At 57.7% G+C, this 20719-nt stretch carries 18 protein-coding genes; 9 read left to right on the top strand and 9 right to left on the bottom strand.

The annotated features are described in order from the left end of the window. Window positions 1-2 precede the first annotated feature (2 nt). Entirely contained in the window at window positions 3-671 is a 669-nt protein-coding gene (locus JK208_RS08090) for a glutathione S-transferase family protein (RefSeq protein WP_194262291.1), read from the bottom strand. A gap of 77 nt (window positions 672-748) precedes the next feature. Here JK208_RS08090 and minC point away from each other — a divergent pair, with 77 nt between their 5' ends. The 4 genes from minC (at window position 749) to JK208_RS08070 (ending at window position 3134) form a co-directional block, all read left to right on the top strand. Further along, complete coding sequence (gene minC, locus JK208_RS08085; RefSeq protein ID WP_211575413.1) at window positions 749-1477, top strand: septum site-determining protein MinC; 729 nt, start codon at window positions 749-751, stop codon at window positions 1475-1477. A gap of 149 nt (window positions 1478-1626) precedes the next feature. Beyond that, window positions 1627-2439 (top strand): septum site-determining protein MinD, encoded by an 813-nt coding sequence (gene minD / locus JK208_RS08080; RefSeq protein WP_062027254.1) that lies wholly within the window; start codon window positions 1627-1629, stop codon window positions 2437-2439. 4 nt (window positions 2440-2443) lie between these two features. After that, entirely contained in the window at window positions 2444-2725 is a 282-nt protein-coding gene (minE, locus tag JK208_RS08075) for a cell division topological specificity factor MinE (protein ID WP_211575412.1), read from the top strand. 49 nt (window positions 2726-2774) lie between these two features. Then, entirely contained in the window at window positions 2775-3134 is a 360-nt protein-coding gene (locus JK208_RS08070; protein ID WP_194262289.1) for a YidB family protein, read from the top strand. Window positions 3135-3217: 83 nt separating this feature from the next. On the opposite strand, the gene JK208_RS08065 is transcribed toward JK208_RS08070, so the two are convergent. Continuing rightward, entirely contained in the window at window positions 3218-4414 is a 1197-nt protein-coding gene (locus tag JK208_RS08065; protein ID WP_211575410.1) for an SMP-30/gluconolactonase/LRE family protein, read from the bottom strand. Between the two features lie 257 nt (window positions 4415-4671). Between JK208_RS08065 and JK208_RS08060 the strand changes: the two genes are divergently transcribed. Next, entirely contained in the window at window positions 4672-7110 is a 2439-nt protein-coding gene (locus JK208_RS08060; protein WP_408872105.1) for a TonB-dependent receptor plug domain-containing protein, read from the top strand. Window positions 7111-7162: 52 nt separating this feature from the next. Here the strand turns inward: JK208_RS08060 and holA are convergent, their stop codons facing one another. The 5 genes from holA to JK208_RS08035 form a co-directional block, all read right to left on the bottom strand. Continuing rightward, entirely contained in the window at window positions 7163-8164 is a 1002-nt protein-coding gene (gene holA / locus JK208_RS08055) for a DNA polymerase III subunit delta (protein ID WP_211575639.1), read from the bottom strand. A gap of 3 nt (window positions 8165-8167) precedes the next feature. After that, entirely contained in the window at window positions 8168-8839 is a 672-nt protein-coding gene (locus JK208_RS08050) for a hypothetical protein (RefSeq protein ID WP_194267927.1), read from the bottom strand. Next, window positions 8839-11436 (bottom strand): leucine--tRNA ligase, encoded by a 2598-nt coding sequence (gene leuS, locus JK208_RS08045; RefSeq protein WP_211575406.1) that lies wholly within the window; start codon window positions 11434-11436, stop codon window positions 8839-8841. Before leuS ends, JK208_RS08050 begins: the two co-directional genes overlap by 1 nt. Window positions 11437-11443: 7 nt before the next feature. Beyond that, a complete protein-coding gene (locus tag JK208_RS08040; RefSeq protein WP_228125466.1) occupies window positions 11444-11962 on the bottom strand; it encodes a DUF3576 domain-containing protein in 519 nt (172 codons plus the stop codon). 132 nt (window positions 11963-12094) lie between these two features. Further along, entirely contained in the window at window positions 12095-14203 is a 2109-nt protein-coding gene (locus JK208_RS08035; RefSeq protein WP_249202026.1) for a hypothetical protein, read from the bottom strand. An 896-nt stretch (window positions 14204-15099) separates the two neighbouring features. Here JK208_RS08035 and acs point away from each other — a divergent pair. After that, window positions 15100-17007, top strand: a complete 1908-nt coding sequence (gene acs, locus JK208_RS08030; protein WP_211575403.1) for an acetate--CoA ligase — start codon at window positions 15100-15102, stop codon at window positions 17005-17007. A 21-nt stretch (window positions 17008-17028) separates the two neighbouring features. Here the strand turns inward: acs and JK208_RS08025 are convergent, their stop codons facing one another. After that, window positions 17029-17340 (bottom strand): hypothetical protein, encoded by a 312-nt coding sequence (locus JK208_RS08025; protein WP_206034799.1) that lies wholly within the window; start codon window positions 17338-17340, stop codon window positions 17029-17031. A gap of 162 nt (window positions 17341-17502) precedes the next feature. Between JK208_RS08025 and JK208_RS08020 the strand changes: the two genes are divergently transcribed. Genes JK208_RS08020 through JK208_RS08010 form a run of 3 tightly spaced genes read left to right on the top strand, consistent with a single transcriptional unit; the run spans window position 17503 to window position 19916 of the window. Next, a complete protein-coding gene (locus JK208_RS08020; protein WP_211575401.1) occupies window positions 17503-18483 on the top strand; it encodes an AEC family transporter in 981 nt (326 codons plus the stop codon). Continuing rightward, the gene (locus JK208_RS08015; RefSeq protein ID WP_211575400.1) at window positions 18480-18953 is read left to right on the top strand and encodes a low molecular weight protein-tyrosine-phosphatase; all 474 of its coding nucleotides are present in this window, start codon (window positions 18480-18482) and stop codon (window positions 18951-18953) included. Before JK208_RS08020 ends, JK208_RS08015 begins: the two co-directional genes overlap by 4 nt. 30 nt (window positions 18954-18983) lie before the next feature. Next, complete coding sequence (locus JK208_RS08010; RefSeq protein ID WP_211575399.1) at window positions 18984-19916, top strand: 2-hydroxyacid dehydrogenase; 933 nt, start codon at window positions 18984-18986, stop codon at window positions 19914-19916. Window positions 19917-19918: 2 nt separating this feature from the next. Here JK208_RS08010 and JK208_RS08005 read toward each other — a convergent pair whose 3' ends face one another. Then, window positions 19919-20677: an NAD kinase gene (locus JK208_RS08005; RefSeq protein WP_211575397.1), complete on the bottom strand. Its 759-nt coding sequence runs from the start codon at window positions 20675-20677 to the stop codon at window positions 19919-19921. Window positions 20678-20719 lie beyond the last annotated feature (42 nt).

Genomic DNA, 20719 nt, shown 5'->3' with positions numbered 1-20719 from the left:
TCTCAGAAATCCAGATTGGCGTAATGCGCGGGCGGCGTGATACCACTGACCTTGTCAGACAGCAGGCCCCGGAAACAGGGCCGGGACTTCACCCGGGCATACCAGTCCTTCGCCGCGGGTGCCTTGGACCAGTTCACATCCCCGATGAAATCGAGCGCCGACAGATGCGCCGCAGCCGCGAAATCCGCCAGCGACAGCGCAGGCCCCGCCAGCCAGGAGCGCGTTTCCGCCAGCCAGCCGATATAATCGAGATGAAAGCGCATGTTTGCGTACCCGGCCCGAAGCGCATTACCGTCCGGATGGCCACGCCCGAACTGGCGCTTGTCCACTTTCTCGCCCAGAAGGTTCCGGGTGACTTCTTGCGCAAAACGGGTCTCGAACCAGTCCACGAGCCGCCGGGTTTCGACACGGTCGGCAAACGTACGCCCCAGAAGCGGCGTATCGGGATAGGCGTCCTCCAGATATTCGCAGATGACGCGTCCGCCAGGCACGGCCAGACCATTTTCCTCAACCAGCACAGGGACTTCGCCTGCGGGGTTGAGATGCAGGAATTCCTCACGCTGCTCCCACACTCGTTCAATGACGGGTTCGAACGGGAGTCGCTTCTCGGTGAGGGCAAGCCTCACAAGACGGCATTGCGGAGAAAGTGGAAGGTGATGCAGGATACGCATTGCCACTTTCTAAGTCAGCCGATACCCGCTCACAAGAGCCTCACCGACTGCCCGACACAGGTCCGACGATTTTCACGATGCCCGATCCCGTTTCCGTACCCTCTTCAACCGCCCCCATGCGCATCCGTGCCCGTGGCCGTTCCTTCCTCGCGCTCGTCCTGTCGCCCGAGGCGCCCCTCCCCCTCTGGCTCGACGGTCTGGACTATCAGGTCGCCCGATCCGGCGGACTTTTCACCGGAAAACCGATCATTCTGGATCTCGGCCTCCTCAACGAGAACACGCCGGGTCTGGCAACGCTTTTGGACGACATCCGGGGCCGGGGTGTCCGGATTATCGGTCTTGAGGGAGGAAGCCGGCACTGGCCGGCTGTCGCGCACTGGGACTGGCCGGAAATGCTGGACGGTGGCCGCCCCGCCGGGGAAGTCGAAATTCCGGAAGACCCGTCCACCAGCGCCGCTGGGCCGGTTTCGGGCGGCGGGACGCTCATTATCGATCAGACCGTGCGGTCGGGCCAGAGCATTCAGCATATGCAGGGCGACGTGATCATCCTCGGATCGGTGTCTTCTGGTGCTGAAATCGTGGCTGCGGGTTCAATCCACGTTTACGGAACCCTGCGTGGACGGGCGATTGCGGGCGTGGGCGGGCAGTCCCAGAGCCGTATTTTCGCCAGCCGCATGCAGGCCGAACTTCTGGCGCTCGATGGCTATTATGCCGTGACGGAAGACATCGACCCCGCCCTTCTGGGGCAGGCCGCACAGGCTGCTTTGGATGAAGACCGTGTCCGTGTTCTGCCGCTCCCCGTGTGATCCGGGCAATAACGTGATGCGGGCTGCCATGAAAGCACCCCTATTCGCAGGTTGCCGCGACGCATAAAACATTCATAGAATGAGATATCGGCCCGCGCTGGCCTGTTATGGGCAGGCGCAGACCGAAGAGACGTTTTTCTGGAGTATTCATGTCCAAGGTTCTGGTTGTCACTTCCGGCAAGGGTGGCGTCGGCAAGACGACATCGACCGCCGCGCTCGGCGCCGCTCTCGCTCAGAGCGGACAGAATGTGGTGGTGGTTGATTTCGATGTCGGGCTTCGGAACCTCGACCTGGTCATGGGGGCCGAACGCCGGGTGGTTTTCGATCTCATCAACGTCGTGCAGGGCGATGCGCGCCTGTCGCAGGCTCTGATCCGCGACAAGCGCTGCGAAACCCTGTCGATCCTTCCGGCCTCCCAGACCCGCGACAAGGACGCCCTGACCTCCGAGGGCGTCGCCCGCGTGATGGATGAGCTTCGCGAGAAGTTCGACTGGGTGATCTGCGACAGTCCGGCCGGCATCGAACGTGGCGCGCAGCTTGCCATGTATCATGCCGATATGGCCGTGATCGTCACCAATCCCGAGGTCAGCTCGGTGCGTGACTCCGACCGGATCATTGGCCTGCTCGATAGCAAGACCAAGAAGGCCGAACAGGGCGAGAAGGTCGACAAGCATCTGCTTCTGACCCGCTATGACCCGGCTCGTGCGGCACGAAAAGAAATGCTGAGCGTCGAGGACGTCCTCGAAATCCTCTCCATTCCGCTGCTCGGCATCGTCCCGGAGAGCGAGGACGTGCTGAAGTCCTCCAATGTCGGCGCGCCTGTCACGCTGGCTGCGCCCACAAGCCTTCCTGCCCGCGCTTATTTCGAAGCAGCCCGTCGCCTGAGCGGCGAGAAGCTCGAAGTCTCGGTACCCGTCGAAAAGCGCGGTTTCCTTGACTGGCTTTTCAAGAGGGACGCATGAGTTCATGAGTTTTCTCGCAAACATCTTCACGCGTCGCCAGCAGTCCAGCAGCGTCGCCAAGGATCGGCTCCAGATCCTGCTCGCCCATGAACGCAGCGCAGGCGGTGAGAGCGGCGAGTCCGATCTGATCCGCCAGCTTCACAAGGAAATCATGGAAGTCATCGCGCGCCATGTCGCCGTTGATCAGGACAAGGTCCAGATCAAGGTTGATCGTGGCAGCGGCTGCTCCATGCTCGAAATCGACGTCGAAGTTCCGCAGGAACTCAGCGGCAAACGGACTTCGTAACACCAATTGCGGCCCGAAACGCCGCGTCTGAAAGAACGGAACAACACGGATGAGCGGCTTTCTCGGAAACCTCATGAACCAGGCTGTAGGCGCGATCGGCGGCCAGCTTGGCGACAAGTTCGGCGGCAGCATCGGCGAATTCCTCAAGGGCGATGGCCTCAACATGCTCATCAGTCAGGCCCAGAGCGCCGGTCTGACCGACAAGATCCATTCCTGGATCGGCAATGGCGAGAACCTGCCCATTACCACCGACGAACTGCGCAGCCTTCTGACGGACCAGCAGATCCAGACGATCGTCGCCAAGACGGGCCTGCCTGCCGGAACGATCCTGCCTGCGCTGGCACAGCTTCTCCCGGCTGCTGTCGACCAGCACACACCCGAAGGTCAGGCACCGTCCACGACGGCCTGACATCCGGTTCAGACAGACGGGCCTTCAGACGCCCCTTCAGACGCCCCGGTGGAACCGTCCACCGGGGCGCTTTGCGTCTGGGTTCAGGTTTTCTGACCATTTGGTACCGCATCATAAGGCTGCGGCTGTTCGATCGGAAAGCGGATCAGCAGATAGGGTGTGACACGGCGATCCTTGCCGTCATTGAACGACGCCAGACGGTTCCACTGCCCGAACGTGCAATAAACATGATCCGCCGTTGCGAAAATGCCGTCGGGTGACAGGGCACGTGGATCACGGAGCATCATTTTAAAAGAGCCATCCTGATCGCGCCTCAGGATGCAGTCATGCTCATAATTCGTCGTGTAGAGCCGGTCATGGTCATCCAGCGCCAGTCCGTCCGCCACCCCTTTTTCGCCTTCGTCGCGGATGGCAGGCGCCAGAACCGTGTCGTCCGATGTTGGATCTGCCAGCAGGTCCACAGGCAGGCTGTAGAGCCGACGGCTGGTTAACGGCGCGAAATAGAGAGTTTTTTCGTCTTTCGTCAGGGCAATCCCATCTACGCCACCAGAGACCAGTTGGGGATGTCCGGGAATGTAACGACGGGGTTCTCCCTCCACGATGGCCAAAAAACCGGCCTCCGGCAGAATGGCGGGATGTTTGGTCAGGAGCCGCCGTGCCTGCTGGGTGGCAACATCGACAACCACAAGAGCGGGACTGGTTCCGAAAGACGAATCCGTCACGAAGACCGTCCCCTGAGCACCGTGCGACAGTGACACACGCAGGTCGTTCATGTGGCTGTCCGGCAACAGAGTTGGCGCTTTGAGAATGATTTTGTGAGCGACACGATTTGTCGTCGGGTCGATACAGACGATCTTTGCGGCTCCGGGCTGAAGAGGATGCCCGGCGCGCTTGCCATCATCAATCACCCAGAGGCGGCCCTCACGATCCGTGGTCATGCCGTGAACGGACACAAGGCACTCTGCCGGAGCATTGCCCGGAAGACTCATCTCGGCGTTGGGGTATGGCACGACCTTTCCGTCCACCAGTTCGCCAAGCGTTGCGCCCTTATGATCTACCGCATGGCGCGGAAAACCGACAAAGGTCCGGCCATTCGGAAGCACGACGATCCCGGAGGGACCGGGGCCGTCAAATTCAGCGACGACTTCAAGCGCGCCATAGGGGCCGGTTCCGTTATCCTCGTTTCCGGCGGCCCGTGCCTGAGAGGTTGGCAGGGCTGCCGTGACTGCAAGAGATGCCGGGGCTGCCGACGCTGCCTGCAGGAAATGACGTCGTTTCATGTGCATTCTCCGAAATTCATTTTCAAAACAAACCGTTTCCATAACGCCCGATCCGTGTAAGGAACGCCACAGGCCCTGCAAAATGTGATCGGAATTTTTCTGGAACCGGAAAATTATGTTGACCTTCCGCAAATACGAACCAATTTTGTGGCTCATATAAAATACTAACCTATTGCGTGGTAAAAGTGCTGACCCAGCTTTCCCTTCGTCATCTGACCCTTCTGGGCACGTCTCTTCTCGGCTCCACATTCCTCCTTGTGACCGCCGAGAGCCGTGCTGCAACACCACAGCCAGTTCCGGCTCACTCCGTTTCAGGCGCGCATAAACAGGCGCGGACAACGCCTGCGGCCAGAAAGGCGAAGCCTGTCCAGACGCCACGGCATGAAACCGAGGTTTCGGGAGGAACAGAAGCGGTCGTCGTGACGGGAACGCGCGAGTTTGGCAAAAAGGCGCGAGATTCGATCGCTCCGGTCGATATTGTAACGAACCGTCAGTTAACAGGAACGGGTCAGCCCACGCTGCGTGACTCCCTGGCGCTGCTGCTGCCTTCTCTGACCGTTCCGACAGGTGGCTTCGATGCGGGTGCACTGACCGACAGCATTTCGCTGCGTGGCCTCAACCCCAATGAGACGCTCGTGCTCGTGGATGGCAAGCGGCGCCACACCACGGCCAATATCTATGCCGATGGCGGACCGGCGCAGGGCTCCACGCCTGTCGATATCGACATGATCCCCATGGCCATGATCGACCATATCGAAGTCCTGCGCGACGGTGCGTCCGCCCAATATGGCTCCGACGCCATTGCGGGTGTGGTCAACATCATTCTCAAGAAGCAGAACCATGGTCTGACCATGCGTTCGAACACCGGGATCACGAGCGAAGGCGATGGTTTCCAGCAGGGCGTGTTCATTGATGGCGGCCTGAACCTGAACAATCGCGGTTTTGTTCATATCGGCGGCGATTTTGTTCATCAGGACCACACCTTCCGGTCCGGAAACGACAACCGCACCAACACCGACGTCAACCAGCTTCTGGGACAGCCCGAGCAGACGCGTGAAAGCGTCGCCATCAATACGGGCTATGACATCACCGATGATATCCAGGCCTATGCCGGTGCGACCTATGCGCATCGTCATGCAGAATCTTATCAGAACTATCGCCTGCCCTCTTCGCTCGCCAAATATCCGGGCTACGCGGCGATCTACCCTTATGGCTATTCCCCCATCGAGGCTCTGGAAGAAGACGATTATGAACTGACGGCTGGCCTGAAAGGCACGCTGGCGGGCTGGCACTGGGACGTGTCGTCGGTTTTCGGTCGGGATTATGATGCTGTAAACGCCAACAGCACCACGAATGTGGGACTGTACACGGCCACGGGCGAGACGCCGACATCATTTGCCGCGCAGTCCTATAACAACACGCAATGGACAAACAGCGTCGACCTCAGCCGCAAGTTCCGTACGTCGTTCTGGCCATATGCCATCAACGTCGCAGGCGGTGCGTCCTATCGCTATGAAGCCTATGCAATCGGGACCGGCTCTCCGGCCAGCTATAACTATTCCAGCTCGGACGGCTTTCCCGGCACCAACCCGGCCAATGCCGGAAAATGGTCTCGTGACGTTGCTTCGGGCTATCTCGACATTTCCACAAACCTGATGAAGCACTGGCAGGTCGATCTTGCCGGACGCGTCGAACACTATACGGATGTCGGCAACACCAAGACCGGCAAGGTCTCGACCCGCTACGATTTCAGCCCGCGCTTTGCGATCCGCGGCACGTTCAGCAACGGCTTCCATGCCCCGACGCTGGCGCAGGAGCATTATTCCGCACTGTCCGTCTCGCCGACCGCTGCCAGTGGCATTATTGCAGCAAACTCCCCCGGTGCGCTGTCCAACGGCGCATCAGCGTTGAAATCGGAGTCCTCCACGAGTGCTGAAGGTGGCATCATCGTCGAGCCGGTCAAGAAGCTGCATGTGACTGTCGATGTGTATCAGATCGATCTGCGAGACCGGATCATGCCGGGCGGTTCGATCTATGGCGACCAGGCCCGCAAGGCTCTCCTCGCCGATAATTTCAAACTCCCGCCGGAAGCTTCTACTTGGACCGGCAGCCAGCTTGCCACGCACTGGTTTGCCAATGTCGCCAATACGCGGACGCAGGGACTTGACCTGACAGCAACCTATCCGACCGATTTCGGACGTTATGGCCATGCGGATTGGGATGTTGCGATCAACCTCAACCGCACGCGCCTGCGCCATCAGGCCAGCAGCTCGAATGGCACGCCGCTTCTGACGGCGCAGTATATCGCCTACATCACCACCGCATATCCGCGCAGCAAGATCATCTTCGGCGGGACCTGGCATTCCGCGCGCAACAAATGGGCGGTCTCCGTCCATGAGATTCGTTACGGCGAGACGACATCCCAGCTCACCTATTACACGGGGCCCTACGCCTACTCCACGAGCCACTATCTGGAATTCCAGAATGTGCCGAAATGGACGACGAACGCCTCCGTCACCTACAATATCAGTCCCAAATGGAGCGCCACGATTGGGGGTAACAATATCTTCGCCAAGTTCCCGTCTGTGGTGCCTGAAGGAAACCGCTATCTCGGCGTACCCAAATACTACATGAGCACATCGCAGCTCGGCATGAACGGCGGATATTATTACCTAGACGTTTCGGCGCGTTTCTAAGCCGTATCGGGGCATGCGAAGAGGAGCGTATGTCCCAAACCAGCTTGTTAAATCAGGCTTTTCGAACTGTACAAAGCGACGCGATATGGCGTCTGCATAACGCCATATCGGGCGAAACGCTCTGCTTGCAGGCCAGTTCGAAAGCCTGCGTCTCCCGTGCTGCCAGTGCGAGCGCCGGGAGAGGCCAACGATCCAGTGCCTGACCGAAAGCTGCTGTTCGTTTAAAAAACACAGGCGGCTTCAGGGCCTTCATGGCTTCAGCCCGCCCCTGCCCGTCCTGCACAGCCTGACCAACTTTCTGAAGCCGCACCAGCACACCCAGAACCGTTCGCGCCACCGCTACGGGATTTGCCCCATCAGCCAAGGCCCGTTCGAGCGCCTGATCGGCCATCATGCGATTTCCGCACAGAGCCGAAAACGCTGCATCTTCCAGAGAATTGCCACCGGCATCGCCAACGCAGTCCTGAACAGCCTGCACATCAAGACGGCCATTCGGCCCGGCATACAGCAGAAGTTTTTCAACTTCCCCCCTCACCCCGCTGCGGTCAGACCCCAGCACGCCCAGAAGCCAGATAAGGGCATCGCGATCGATAGTGACGCCCGCCTGAGCAAGTGCTTCCGTCACGGTCTGGGAAAGAGCACGCCCCTCTTCGGGGTAGCAGGCAATGGAGGCAACCTGTTTGTGGGCCTCCGCCAGAGCACGCAACTTTGAGCGTGCTGTAATCCCCGGAGCTTCAATAACGACCAAAGCATCCGTATTGGCGTCCAGTACCCGTTTGAATAGGGGAGCAAGGCTATCCTGCCCGTCCCGCACCCAGACGACACGCCGCCCTCCGATCAGGGAGAGCGCAGTGGCTTCTTCTTCAAGACGGTCCTGCGTTTCCCGGTCAAGCTGCGCCACCTGAAACGGATCATCCGTCGTTCCGGCAACCCGCCGGACCGCCTGCGCGGCCCGTTCCCGGATAAGGCCGGTATCCTCTCCATGAAGCACGATGGCCCGCCAGGAGCCGGCATCGTCCAGTGTTCGCGCGATATTCCGTGCGTCGATTTTCACCACTTACTGGGCGGATGTGCTGGTCGTGCTACGGGACAGACGGCCGGTGGCAGATGCCGGGAAGCCGTCAACGCCCGTCCGATCCGTCGCTGCGTTCCCGTTGTCGTCAGGCATCCGGTCTGTGTTCAGATAGCGTGGCAGTTCATCAGGAGCCGCTTTCTCGGGCATGTTATGACTGCGGAACCAAATCGCGAGCTGTTGCGTCACGGTCTGAGCCAGCGTATCGGAAACACGCGCCTGAAGGGTTTCATCATTCAGGGTTTGAGCAAAATACTGCTCAAAACTGGTATTGAAACCATCCAGCGTCGTCGCATCACCTTGTGCCAGCATACGCGGATTTTGCTCCACCGTTATAAGCACCCAATGCGCCGAACCCGTACTGCGCGTTCGGCCCGAGGTGTTATCCTGATGGATATCGACAGCTTCCTCATTCATGCTGGAATAGACTTTCAGCATGTATTTGTGAGGATCTTCCGGCCCGGCGCCCGCCAGATTTTTCTGCAACGCCAGACGCAGCAACTGGCCGTAACGCCCCGGAATGTTGTCCACATAAACCTGGGCCAACTCTTCCGACATGTCGGTTTTCGGCGTCAGCTTTCCGTAGAGGGGTGAGAAACCACACCCCCCCAGCAGAAGACAAGCCGTGAGCAGAAAAGTGCCGCGACGGTCAGACATCACCCGGCAACCACGAAGTTGACGATCCGGTTCGGAACATGAATTTCCTTCACCAGACGCTTTCCTTCAAGCAGACGCGCCACGTTCGGCTCGTTTTTGGCTGCGGCAAGCACATCGTCCTTCGGTGCATCCGGCGGAACCTCAATGGTCCCGCGCAGCTTGCCGAGGATCTGCACACCAATCGTCACACTCTGGACGGCAAGCCACTGCTCCTCGGCGTCCGGCCATGGCCGATCCACGACCAATGCAGTGCCCGGCTCCAGAATCGCCATCATGTCTTCCGCAAGATGCGGCATCATCGGTGCTGTCAGCAGACACAGGACGCGCGCTGCCTCACGACGGGCCGCGGCAATGCCGTCTCCTTCAAGACGCTCGGCCTCGGCCAGTGCCGAGGCCAGTTCATGCAGACGCGCCACGGCAACATTCGGCGTAAAGGCTTCGAGCGCCTCACCCACAGCAACGATGGCCCGATGGGTCACACGACGCAGGTCTTCCCCGACGGGACCGTGGATGCTCTCAGCAGCATCACGGCTCGCAACAGATGCAACCAACCGATGCAGCCTCTGGCCGAAGCGGGCAGAAGCTGCCACGCCGGAGGCCGTCCACTCCATATCCCTTTCGGGCGGACTATCGGACAGAACGAACCAGCGGGCCGTGTCAGCGCCGTAATGCTCAATGATATCGACAGGCGAGACCGTATTGCGCTTTGATTTGGACATTTTTTCGGAACGGCCGATCTGCACCGGCGCTCCCGTGTCCCGACGCACAACCGTATCACCACGACGCTCGACGTCTTCGGGATAAAGCCAGCCGCTCTCGTCACGGTAGCTCTCATGCGTCACCATGCCCTGAGTGAAAAGACCGGCAAACGGTTCGTCCACATCCAGATGACCGGTTTCATGCATCGCCCGGGTGAAGAACCGTGCATAAAGCAGATGCAGAATCGCGTGCTCGATACCGCCGATATACTGATCAACGGGAAGCCAGCCATTCGCTGCAGCCGGGAGCGTCGGGGTCTCGGCATGGGGACTGGTGAAGCGGGCGAAATACCAGGAACTGTCAACGAAGGTGTCGAAGGTGTCAGTTTCCCGGACAGCGGGCGTGCCGCAATGCGGGCAGTTTACATGCTTCCAGGTCGGGTGATGGTCGAGCGGATTCCCTGGACGGTCAAAGGTCACGTCTTCCGGAAGGATAACGGGAAGCTGATCGTCGGGAACAGGAACCGGACCACAGGTCTCGCAGTGAATGATGGGTATCGGGCAGCCCCAGTAGCGCTGACGAGAGATGCCCCAGTCGCGCAGGCGCCAGTTCACGACGCCTTTTCCTGCCCCCAGACCTTCGAGCCGCTCGATCACCTTCGTGCGGGCGGTCGCGGGATCCAGTCCATCCAGAAAGCCTGAATTGAACAGGGTTGCATCGCCCGAAACGGCCTTTTTGCCCAGAACGAAAGTTTCAGCATCCTGTCCCGCAGGCAGCAAGACCTGCGGAACCGGCAGATCGTATTTACGGGCAAAATCAAGGTCGCGCTGATCGCCACAGGGACACCCGAAAACAGCGCCGGTACCGTAATCCATCAGCACGAAATTGGCGATCCAGACAGGAGCGGTCTTTTCAGGATCGAGCGGATTGGCAACGCGCAGTCCGGTATCAAAACCGCGTTTTTCCGCAGCTTCGATGACTTCTTCCGACGTTCCGAGACGACGACATTCTTCAATAAACGCAGCGGCCTGCGGGTTGCTCTCGGCAACCTTGCGCGCCAGAGGATGCTCCGCCGAAATCCCGACGAAGCTGAGACCGAACAGCGTATCAGGGCGCGTCGTGAAGACTTCGATACTGTCCAGATCCGCATCATAGCCCACAGGAGCCTGATGGAGAGCAAAGCGCACCCGTGCGCCTTCGGACCGTCCGATCCAGCGCTCCTGCATCGTGCGGACGCGCTCGGGCCAGCGATCCAGCGTCTTGAGATCATCCAGCAGCGGCTGGGCAAATTTCGTAATCTTCAGGAACCACTGGGAAAGCTTCTTTTTCTCGATCAGAGCCCCCGAGCGCCAGCCACGTCCGTCGACGACCTGCTCGTTCGCAAGAACCGTCTCATCGACCGGATCCCAATTGACCAGAGAGTCCCGGCGCTCAACCAACCCAGCCGCCAGCATATCGACGAACAGTTTCTGCTGTTTGCCGTAATATTCGGGGAGGCAGGTTGCGATCTCACGATCCCAGTCCAGCGAGAAACCAAGACGCTGGAGTGTGCCGCGCATGGCTGCGATGTTGTCCATCGTCCATTTGCCGGGATGAACATTCCGCTCACGGGCCGCATTTTCCGCCGGAAGGCCAAATGCATCCCAGCCCATCGGATGCATGACCGCAAATCCGCGGGCCCGCTTGTAACGCGCTACCACGTCCCCGAGCGTGTAGTTCCGCACATGTCCGACATGAAGCTGTCCGGACGGATACGGAAACATCTCCAGCACATAATATTTCGGGCGGTCGGCCGGAGGAACATCAGGAACGGCAAAAGTGTTCCGGCGTTTCCATTCATTCTGCCAGAAGGGTTCGCGGTTCTGGAAATCGAATGCGGGGGCTGGGGTATCGTTCATGTCTGGCTCAGTTGTCCCGCTCGCCATTTTCAGCGCGCAGCTGACGCGCGCGCGTCAGGATACGGGTGGTGATATCGGAGGTTGTCGTTGCGGAAACAGGGGTATCTTCCCACTGCCCATCCTGAAGAACCTGCCGGAAGACGGAAACCCGCAGAGCATCCGAACGCAGGCGGCGGTCCAGAACATAAGCCGCAATTTTGAAGCGCTCATTCTGAGTGGCGGAAGGCTGGTACCAGTCCGTCAGAATGACGCCACCCACGGCATCGGCGGACGCCAGCGGCATGAACGACAGCGTATCAATCGCGCCGCGCCACAGATAGGCATTGACCCCGCCACGAAGCTCGTCGGCACCGCCTTCAGCGCCACGGTCCACGCCCAGAAGATGGTTGCGCGGAGCAGTCAGGGTACTGGGATCACGTCCACCACCGCATGCGGAAAGCGCGGTAAGAGCCAGACATCCAAGGGCGAAGCGGGCCGCTGGTCGGGGGAAGGATCGAAGAACGGTCAACTGGATGCGAGACATCATGGGTGGTCCTGCGGGCCGCGCCAGGGCCGGTCACAAGCAAGGATACAGACTGGCGAGGCCTGTAGCCGGCAACTTCTTGAGTGTTCATATCGCGCCGACGTCGCAAGGCCAAGCGCCTGAAGGAAGATGTTGCTATTCTGCGGCCATACCTGTCTGCCCCAGCACCTCAGCCAGCCTCGCCTGCTGTGCAGGTTTTGCAAATGCAAAGCGGCTGACAACTCTGGAAATCGTCAGGTCAGGCACCAGACGCAGAAGATGACGACAGACCTGATGGACCTCTTCCGCTGCCCCCCCTACCTGAAGCAACGCAACAAGGTAGTACACCAGAGCGCTCGGATAGGATGGATACAGGCCAGACATCAGTCGCCCCATGGAGATGACGTCCTGATACTCTTCGCCCAATAACAGGATCATCATGAAAACAGGGCGCAAAAGTTCAAGGAACTGAGAACGGCATCCGTTTTCCAAAAGAATCTTCACGCTACGGGTGGCGGATTTTGTTTCTCCCCGCAAAAGATTCATAACGACGCCAGCCATCAGAGCATCTGGAGAGTCCTGGTGATTGCTGTCATTGCGAACAATGCTCCCGATTGCATCCTGAACAATCGATACAGCCATACCGTGCTTGGCAGGATCATACATGAGATATGCGGCCAACAGGACTTCGACCGCATGTAAATCAGGCATCAGCAAAATAGCTGCACGCACACTTCGCAGCCCACGAGCAAAGATGGAATCAGCTTCCAGGCCCCATTCATTCTGAAAACGGATATAGCAATACATCGCGTCAATAAGAGCGATCGTCCCATCATCCTTTTCACAATCTACAGCACGCTCCAGGAGAGAATCGATCCTGTCGAAGAGCGAAAAATCGTGCCTTAAAAGCAATGTGAAAGCTCTTAGGGCCATTCCTAATGGAGACAGTTCGTTGTCCGGGCGCCCCGCAATACGCCGGGCTTCCGCAACGAAAATACTCCACTGCATGGCCTGCGCGGGGGCCATGATGCTGTTTTGGGCCTGCTCGGGAGCAGATGACGGAAAGTCGTAATGCGTTCCCCAGATGATGACACCACCCCGTCGCACATCTAGCACACGAAGAATGAGGCGGCTGTCAGCACCATCTGCCCCAGCCCGCAGATTGCCTGAGATAATATAGTCTGCACCAAGCGCCTGGTACGCCATCGCGGCGTTGATGGAATCAGAAGGAGGAGTATCGGGAGGGGAAATAATATCGAAGGTTCCCATGCTCACAAACATGAGTTCCAGTTGGTCCCGAAAAGTCTGCCCATGCCGCACAAGACTTTCATCGGCACAGGAGGGAGCCAGAAAAACCAGAGAGATCTTACGCAATTCTGCTTCGGAGAAATGGGTGGAAGCATAATGCGGCGGCAATGTCAGCATCGGGTCTGACCGCTGCATGGCAACAGAAAAAAGCGCATCCGAACCGGACGGGAGCAGCGTCGGCTGGGACGATATCTTCAGGTGTTCACTGCTGGAGTTTTCAGCCCCGATACCATTGAGCAGTGTCTGTGTTGCGGGAGCAAAACTATGCCCCTCGACACTTCCAAAAATACAGATCATCTGCTCGGCAAGTGCCGCTGCCCGTGCCTGATCCCCACGATGAAGAGCCGTCTGTACTCTGGCGCGCCAGGCGACTTCGTTGAGGCTGTCGAACCTTAGAAGGCGTTCGGCTATTTCTTCAACCTGATCCGGATCCGTCAATTCTCGGACAGCACTTTCATAAAGCTGCCGAAGATGGGTCGTAAGGCGCTCCCTTTGCTGGCCGATCCACTCATCAAGCGCGGGATCCACGCCTACCAGTTCGCCGAGCAGAGGTTCGCTTGGCAGGGCTACACTGTCGATCGTTCGAAGACTGGCTGTTAGAAGCCTTTCAGCGTCCACAGACGTCAACGCAGGCTTGAGGGCAAGAGAATGCCTCTGAACGTCGATGACCTCCACACCCAGCGGACTTAACGCGTCGAGAAGACGATGTATTTCCTGCCGGAGAGAAGCACGGGCCATGTCTTCAGGGCGCTGGCTCCACAGAAGTTCCGCCAGCCGGGATCGCAGGACAGGTTTTCGGTCAGCAAGAGCAAGAATGGCCAAGAGCGCCCGCGTCTTGCCCCCCACAGGAAGAACACTCCCTCCCGTAAGAGTTTTCGCCTCCATCTGCCCGATCAGTTTCAGACGCAGGAGGGTTGGGTCAGCTTCGCGGACATGACGGGCTGAACTGTCCATCATCTTCATTATCCCCACGGTCAGCGCCCCATTGCCGAAAGCACAGAACCATCAAACCGCTTCAATATATCGTCGCAAGCAACGCAGATCATGGCCATTCTCAACTCTGTCAAACCCGCAAAACCCCTCACTCAAGAGATATATATGTAGGATGCCAGAGGCGAATACGCTCTATCCTACTCAGGATTTGGTGCTACCAGAAAAACAGCCCTCCTCCCCCTTGGCAGGAAAGAAGTGCACTGCAAGTGCCGTAGCAGAAGCACCGCCTCCAAGAATACCCGCAAAAGGTTTAAATAGCCTAAACAAACCCTGCCATTTTCTCCTTACCTGCGCATCGCGGATGTGGCAGTTCGGATTCTCCGGCTTCTCCTGATGCAGAGCATCCGTGATTTCTCTCTCCTTCGAATATGATACAGGCATGGTTGCAGAGACAGCATAACCGCGATATCAGCGAGATGGTTTGTCCGCGTAGCTCAGCAGGATAGAGCACAGGATTCCTAAGGTTTGAATTGGGCGCCATGAGGGGAAACCGCATGGTGGATTTGCTCAAATTCGGGGAACGCTCTGATCGTCTTGATCGTGCCAATCCCGAGCCAAGCGTTCCGGTGCGCTGGAACGAAGGTGTAGAGACTGTACGGGCAACACCTTGACTGTGTTTTTCGCAGTTGTGGTGAAGAGACAGTCCAGACCACGAACATGCTTCGCAGCATGGCGGTGAAAACCGAAGTGGTAAGAATCCTGGGGCCGGAGGTTCGAATCCTCTCGCGGACACCACCAATCCCTTGCGGAGCTTTTCTGCAAGAAGACAGAAATTCTCTCTGTTTCAGAACCTGCAAGCCAAATATATAACAGCAGTCTGCTCTGTGGCGTCTGCTTTTTGTGCGTAAGGTTTCAGGTTTATGCCCTCCTCTCCTCACTCTCATTCATTCCGCCTGACACCGACGGATTATAACGCTCTGGTGGAACGGGCGACTGCCGGGCCCGAGCTTTACTGGATGCGCGAAAGCGAAAGACTGTCCTGGAACACCGTGCCGACGCACGCCCAGAGCGAACAGCAGGGCTGGTTTCCCGGTGGAACGCTCAATGCAAGCGTCAATTGCCTGGACCGCCACCTCGAAACCCGAGGCGATCAGAAAGCCCTGATCTGGCAGGCTGAGGACGCCGGGCGCGTCCTGACCTTTACGTATAAAACCCTTCATGAACATGTCTGCCGGATGGCGAACGTCCTGCGGCAGCAGGGCATTCAGGCGGGGGATCGGGTTGCCATTCACCTGCCTTCCGTTCCCGAAGGCCTGATCGCCATGCTCGCCTGTGCACGGATCGGCGCGATCCATGTGGTTCTTTTCGGCGGGTTTTCTCCAGAGGCGATCGCGGACAGACTGGCTGACAGCGGGGCGGTTCTGGTGATCACGGCCAATGTTGGGCGGCGGGGCCCTAAAAGAATTCCGTTCAAGGCCACACTGGATGCGGCGCTTGACCTCCGGCCGGACACCCTTGCCGTCAACACTGTTCTGGTCGTGGGCGTGACGGACGACGAGATAGGTATGAAGCCTGAGCGCGACAGATGGCTTGCACCCCTTCTGGACAAGGCCGCCTCAGATTGCGCGCCTCAGAGCATGCCCGCCTCGGCTCCGCTTTTCCTGCTTTACACGTCGGGCAGTACCGGCAAACCCAAAGGTATCGTTCATGGAACGGGTGGATATCTGGTCTGGGCGTCCTACACCCATGAACTGGTGTTTGATCATCAGGACGGAGACATCTTCTGGTGCACGGCTGATATCGGCTGGATCACGGGCCACACTTACGGAGTTTATGGCCCTCTCCTGAACGGCGGGACGGTTCTCCTGTTCGAGGGAATGCCGTCGTATCCCGGACCGGGCCGCTGGTGGAATGTGATTCAGGATCACAAGGTGACGACCTTCTACACGTCTCCAACCGCCATCCGTGCGCTCATGCGGGAAGGCGATGAGGTCGTGCAGCGTTATGACCTGTCGTCTCTGCGTGTTCTGGGGACTGTGGGAGAACCTATCAGTCAGGAAGCCTGGTCCTGGTTCAACGATCATGTCGGTGGCGGGCGCTGCGCTTTCGTTGACACATGGTGGCAGACCGAAAGCGGCGGCATCATGATTTCTCCCGTTCCGGGCGCCGTTCGTGAAAAGCCCGCCTCAGCAACGCTCCCCCTCCCCGGCGTGCATCCGGTTCTTCTGAACGAACAGGGCGTGCCTCGCGAAGGAGCCACAGAAGGCGTACTTTGCCTCAAGGGATCGTGGCCCGGCCGCGCGCTCTCCATCTGGAACGATGACGGTCTTTTCGAGCGCACCTATCTTCAGCCCTATGCCGGATATTATTTCACGGGTGACGGCGCGCGTCGTGATGAAGACGGATACTACTGGATTACCGGGCGGGTGGATGACGTCATCAATGTCTCGGGACACCGGATCGGCTCTGCTGAAATCGAAGATGCACTGGCGACTGAACTGACCATCGCGGAGAGTGCAGCAATCGGGATCCCGCATGATCTCAAGGGACAGGGAATTGTCGTTTACGTCGTCCCGCGCGACAATGCTCCCGACGATTTTCATATCCGGGCTGCAAAAGCGATTACGTCAAAAGTGGGTCGCTATGCGGCGCCCGAGCACATCCATGTCGTGCCGGATCTGCCCAAAACCCGTTCCGGAAAGAGCGTTCGCCGTCTGCTCCGCAAGATTGCCTGTGGCGAGACTGAAGGATTTGGCGATCTGTCCACCCTCGCCGATCCCGAAATCGTGGAGACGCTGATCCGCATCATCCAGACGCCAGCGGACTGACTGGTCCGCACTTGGCGGCGTTCAGATATCGGTCGTCGCGCTCGATGTCTGAACCGGGATGAGCGCATCGCTCAGAACGCCGAAGACGACATGTACGAAATAGACGGAAAACGCAGCGACCAGCAGAACGGCAAACAGTTTTCCGAAAACTCTGAACGCCCCGAGAATCAGTCCACCCAACAGCAGAAACAACAGAGCCGTCTGGATCTGCCCCTGTATTCCTAGGCTGCTCAGCACGGAACGGGCCATGACCTCGATGATCGCCACGCCGGCCACCACAACGCCCAGCAGGCCCAGGATCAGACCCCACAACGTATCGAGTATGGATTGCATCACGTAAGCTGGCACCGATAGAAAGAGGACAAGATCACTCCACAAAGCCATTCTCCGTGGCTTTGGTCAACTGTCATCTGCAGCGGGGATAGACGAATGTGAGGGTGACCGTTACGAAAGGTGATCTTTTCCTGACCGGATTTCTGTTTTTATGGGTCATTTATGACGAATTCGCCTGCCCTGTTGCTGACGATCGTTCAGTCCATTCTCCCGATTCTCGTGACATTGGGCTTTGGCTATTTCGCGGCATACCGAAAGGATTTTGACGCCCAGCAGGCAGGTGTTCTCACACGTCTGGTCATGCTGTATGCGCTCCCACTGGAGTTGCTGGTTTCAATCCTCAGTACGCCGCGCGGTCAGGTTCTGGCTGCAGGGCCAGTCGCCGCGCTCATCCTGCTGGCCATGATTGGTGGCTATGGGTTGATCTTTGCCATCCTGCGCGGCCTGCTCAAACGCCGCCTTGGAGAAGCAGCACTGATCGCAATGACCATCACCGGTCCGTCCGTTCCCTTCATTGGTATTCCTGTTCTGGGCCAGATTTTTGGTCCCGCGAGTTCCGTGCCAATTTCAATCGCATCTTTGGCGATGAATCTGGTGCAGCTCCCGATCACATTGATCCTGATGGGCCATGACCGTGGCACAGATCACCGCGTCGGAAATAACAACCAGTCGCGTAGTGACGTCCGCGAACTGTTTGGACATCTAATCCATTCCTGCCGCGAACCTGTGGTCTGGGTGCCCATGATGGCGCTTGTTCTGGTCAGCGCAGGTGCGTTCCTGCCGCAGTTCCTCAAAGGCTCTCTCCAGCTTCTTGGACGGGCGACAGGCGGTGCGGCGCTTTTCGCCTCAGGTGTGGTTCTTTTTACCCGCCAGGTGAAGTTCAGTCCTCTTGTCGGTGTCATTGTCAGTGTCCGGAACGTTGTCATTCCCGGTATCATCTATGCCTTGGCCCGCGCGTGGCATCTGCCCTTACCTGCGCTTCAGGAGAGTGTCCTGACGATGGCCATTCCCAGCGCATCCATCAATGTTATCCTTGCCATGCGATATCATGTTCTGGAACGTGAAATTGCATCCGTTCTGTTCTTCGGAACGTTATCCTCCATCTTCACCATGGCATTTTTCATTTGGCTAACAGGCGCATGAGTAGTTTCCTTTTTGTCTGCACAGGCAATATCTGTCGATCTCCTCTGGCGGAACTGGCCATGCGCCGGGAAGCGCGCGAACGAGGGCTGGAACTGGATATTGATTCTGCCGCCACCGGACGGTGGAATCTGGGCGAAGCACCGGACCCGCGCGCATGCGTCATCGCGTCCCGACAAGGTCTGGACGCTTCAACACTCCGCTCACGCCTTGTCACGGTAGATGATTTCAGCCGCTTTGATCATATCATCGCTCTGGATCGCTCCCATCTGACAGTCCTTAAGAAAATGCAGCCCCGCACTTCAAAATCGCACCTTTCGCTCATGCTGGATCATATCCCGACCCGCATGGGACAGGACGTCATTGATCCATATTATGGACCTGACGAAGGCTTCGTCAGAACCTGGGAAGACGTTGAAGCCGCCTGTGCTGCGCTCGCAAACGCAACCCTCGGACGACGCACCAAAGAGTGACGCCCCCATAAATCAGTAATGGAGAACTTCATGTCATCCAGGCCCGGCATTCTGACGATTGATCCCATTCTTCCATTTATGAGAGAGCAGCTGGAGCAATCTTTTGAACTCCATCCCTACACCACACCCGAAGATCTGCAGAGCTTCGCTCCGAGCATCCGCGGCATCACGACTGGAGGCGCCTCCGGAGTTCCAGCCGAAATCATGAACGCGCTGCCCAATCTGGAGGTCATTTCGGTCAATGGCGTAGGCACCGATCGCATTGACCTGCAGGAAGCAAAACGCCGGAATATCCGCGTTGCGACAACCCAGAATACCCTCACAGAAGATGTGGCCGATATGGCCGTCGTCCTGATGATGACCGTAATGCGGGATGTCGTGAATAATGACCGTTTCGTCCGGGCGGGAAGCTGGCCTCATTCTCCCCTCCCCCTAAGCCGCAGTCTGACAAAAAAACGGGTCGGGATTGCAGGGTTCGGTCACATAGGGCAGGCCATTGCCAAGCGTATCTCAGCTTTTGATATGGAGATTGCCTATTTCAACTCTCATGCAAAGCCTGACACGCCCTACCGCTTCGAGCCTGACCTGAAAAGCTTGGCAGAATGGTGCGATGTCCTAATACTCGCAGTGTCGGGAGGAGCACGCTCCGCAAACATGATCAATAACGACATCCTGACGGCGCTGGGAAAAGACGGTTTCTTGATCAATATCGCCCGGGGTACAGTCGTAGACGAAAACGCCCTTCTGGATGCCTTGAAAGAAAAGCGCATCGCTGGCGCAGGACTGGACGTTTTTCAGAATGAACCTGATATAAACCCGGCTTTTTTCTCGCTCACAAATACCGTTCTGCAAGCCCATCAGGCATCAGCAACAGTCGAAACCAGAACAGCCATGGGCAATCTGGTTGTGAATAATCTGATTGCCTATTTCACCGACGGCACGCTCCTCACTCCCGTCGTATAAGCTTATGCCACGAACTGTTCGGCAATGATCCGCTCCGAAAGGCCATGGTCCGGGTCGAACAGGATCGTGGCCTTTCGGGTGCGATCTTCACGCACCACAACTTCTGCCACATCACGAATTTCCGTAAAGTCCGCTACGGCTGCTGTCGCTCTTTTCTCCGTATCCAGAAGCGTCAGCTTCACCACAGCACTGGAGGGCAAAAGTGCCCCTCTCCAGCGACGAGGACGAAAAGCGGAGATTGGCGTTAAAGGAAGAATATTGGAGCTCAAAGGAACAATAGGTCCATGAGCTGAAAGATTATACGCTGTAGACCCCGCCGGAGTGGAAACAATAATTCCATCACAAATCAGTTCTTCAAGACGCACCCGACCGTCAATTTCAATTTTTATCCGAGATGTTTGTCTCGTTTGCCTGAAAAGAAAAACGTCATTGAACGCCAATGCGCTCCTGACGATGCCCGTGGAAGTCGTCGCCGTCATATGCAATGGATGAAGAACCGAGGGCTGGGCATTTTCTAAACGACGCAAAAGATCCACCTCATTAGCGGCATTCATCAAAAAACCAACCGTGCCGTAATTCATACCGTAGATGGCAGTCCGGCTGTCCAGAACCTTGTGAAGCGCTTCAAGCATAAATCCATCCCCCCCCAGACAAACGACAAAATCTGCGCTCTGAAGCGGGGCATTCCCATACTTCTGTGAAAGGCGCTCTAAAGCTAGCTGGGCAGAATCACTAGGAGACGCAACAAAATGAATTTTCATAATTGACGTCATATCAATCCAAATGCCGCAAAAAAACACTTT

It is taken from the genome of Gluconobacter sp. Dm-74 (assembly GCF_018256135.1).
GTDB classification, from domain to species: domain Bacteria; phylum Pseudomonadota; class Alphaproteobacteria; order Acetobacterales; family Acetobacteraceae; genus Gluconobacter; species Gluconobacter cadivus.
Note: the sequence above shows the minus strand (reverse complement) of the source record. Positions and strands in the feature narration are given on the sequence as shown.

Bases quoted from the DNA above. Each gene is read 5' to 3' on its own strand.
- minD (WP_062027254.1), top strand. From the start codon at position 1,627: ATGTCCAAGGTTCTGGTTGTCACTTCCGGCAAGGGTGGCGTCGGCAAG.
- JK208_RS08070 (WP_194262289.1), top strand. From the start codon at position 2,775: ATGAGCGGCTTTCTCGGAAACCTCATGAACCAGGCTGTAGGCGCGATC.
- leuS (WP_211575406.1), bottom strand. From the start codon at position 11,436: ATGAACGATACCCCAGCCCCCGCATTCGATTTCCAGAACCGCGAACCC.
- JK208_RS08035 (WP_249202026.1), bottom strand. From the start codon at position 14,203: ATGATGGACAGTTCAGCCCGTCATGTCCGCGAAGCTGACCCAACCCTC.
- JK208_RS08005 (WP_211575397.1), bottom strand. From the start codon at position 20,677: ATGAAAATTCATTTTGTTGCGTCTCCTAGTGATTCTGCCCAGCTAGCT.
- minC (WP_211575413.1), top strand. From the start codon at position 749: ATGCCCGATCCCGTTTCCGTACCCTCTTCAACCGCCCCCATGCGCATC.
- JK208_RS08010 (WP_211575399.1), top strand. From the start codon at position 18,984: ATGTCATCCAGGCCCGGCATTCTGACGATTGATCCCATTCTTCCATTT.
- minE (WP_211575412.1), top strand. From the start codon at position 2,444: ATGAGTTTTCTCGCAAACATCTTCACGCGTCGCCAGCAGTCCAGCAGC.
- JK208_RS08065 (WP_211575410.1), bottom strand. From the start codon at position 4,414: ATGAAACGACGTCATTTCCTGCAGGCAGCGTCGGCAGCCCCGGCATCT.
- JK208_RS08050 (WP_194267927.1), bottom strand. From the start codon at position 8,839: ATGTCTGACCGTCGCGGCACTTTTCTGCTCACGGCTTGTCTTCTGCTG.
- acs (WP_211575403.1), top strand. From the start codon at position 15,100: ATGCCCTCCTCTCCTCACTCTCATTCATTCCGCCTGACACCGACGGAT.
- JK208_RS08040 (WP_228125466.1), bottom strand. From the start codon at position 11,962: ATGATGTCTCGCATCCAGTTGACCGTTCTTCGATCCTTCCCCCGACCA.
- JK208_RS08025 (WP_206034799.1), bottom strand. From the start codon at position 17,340: ATGCAATCCATACTCGATACGTTGTGGGGTCTGATCCTGGGCCTGCTG.
- JK208_RS08090 (WP_194262291.1), bottom strand. From the start codon at position 671: ATGCGTATCCTGCATCACCTTCCACTTTCTCCGCAATGCCGTCTTGTG.
- JK208_RS08020 (WP_211575401.1), top strand. From the start codon at position 17,503: ATGACGAATTCGCCTGCCCTGTTGCTGACGATCGTTCAGTCCATTCTC.
- JK208_RS08015 (WP_211575400.1), top strand. From the start codon at position 18,480: ATGAGTAGTTTCCTTTTTGTCTGCACAGGCAATATCTGTCGATCTCCT.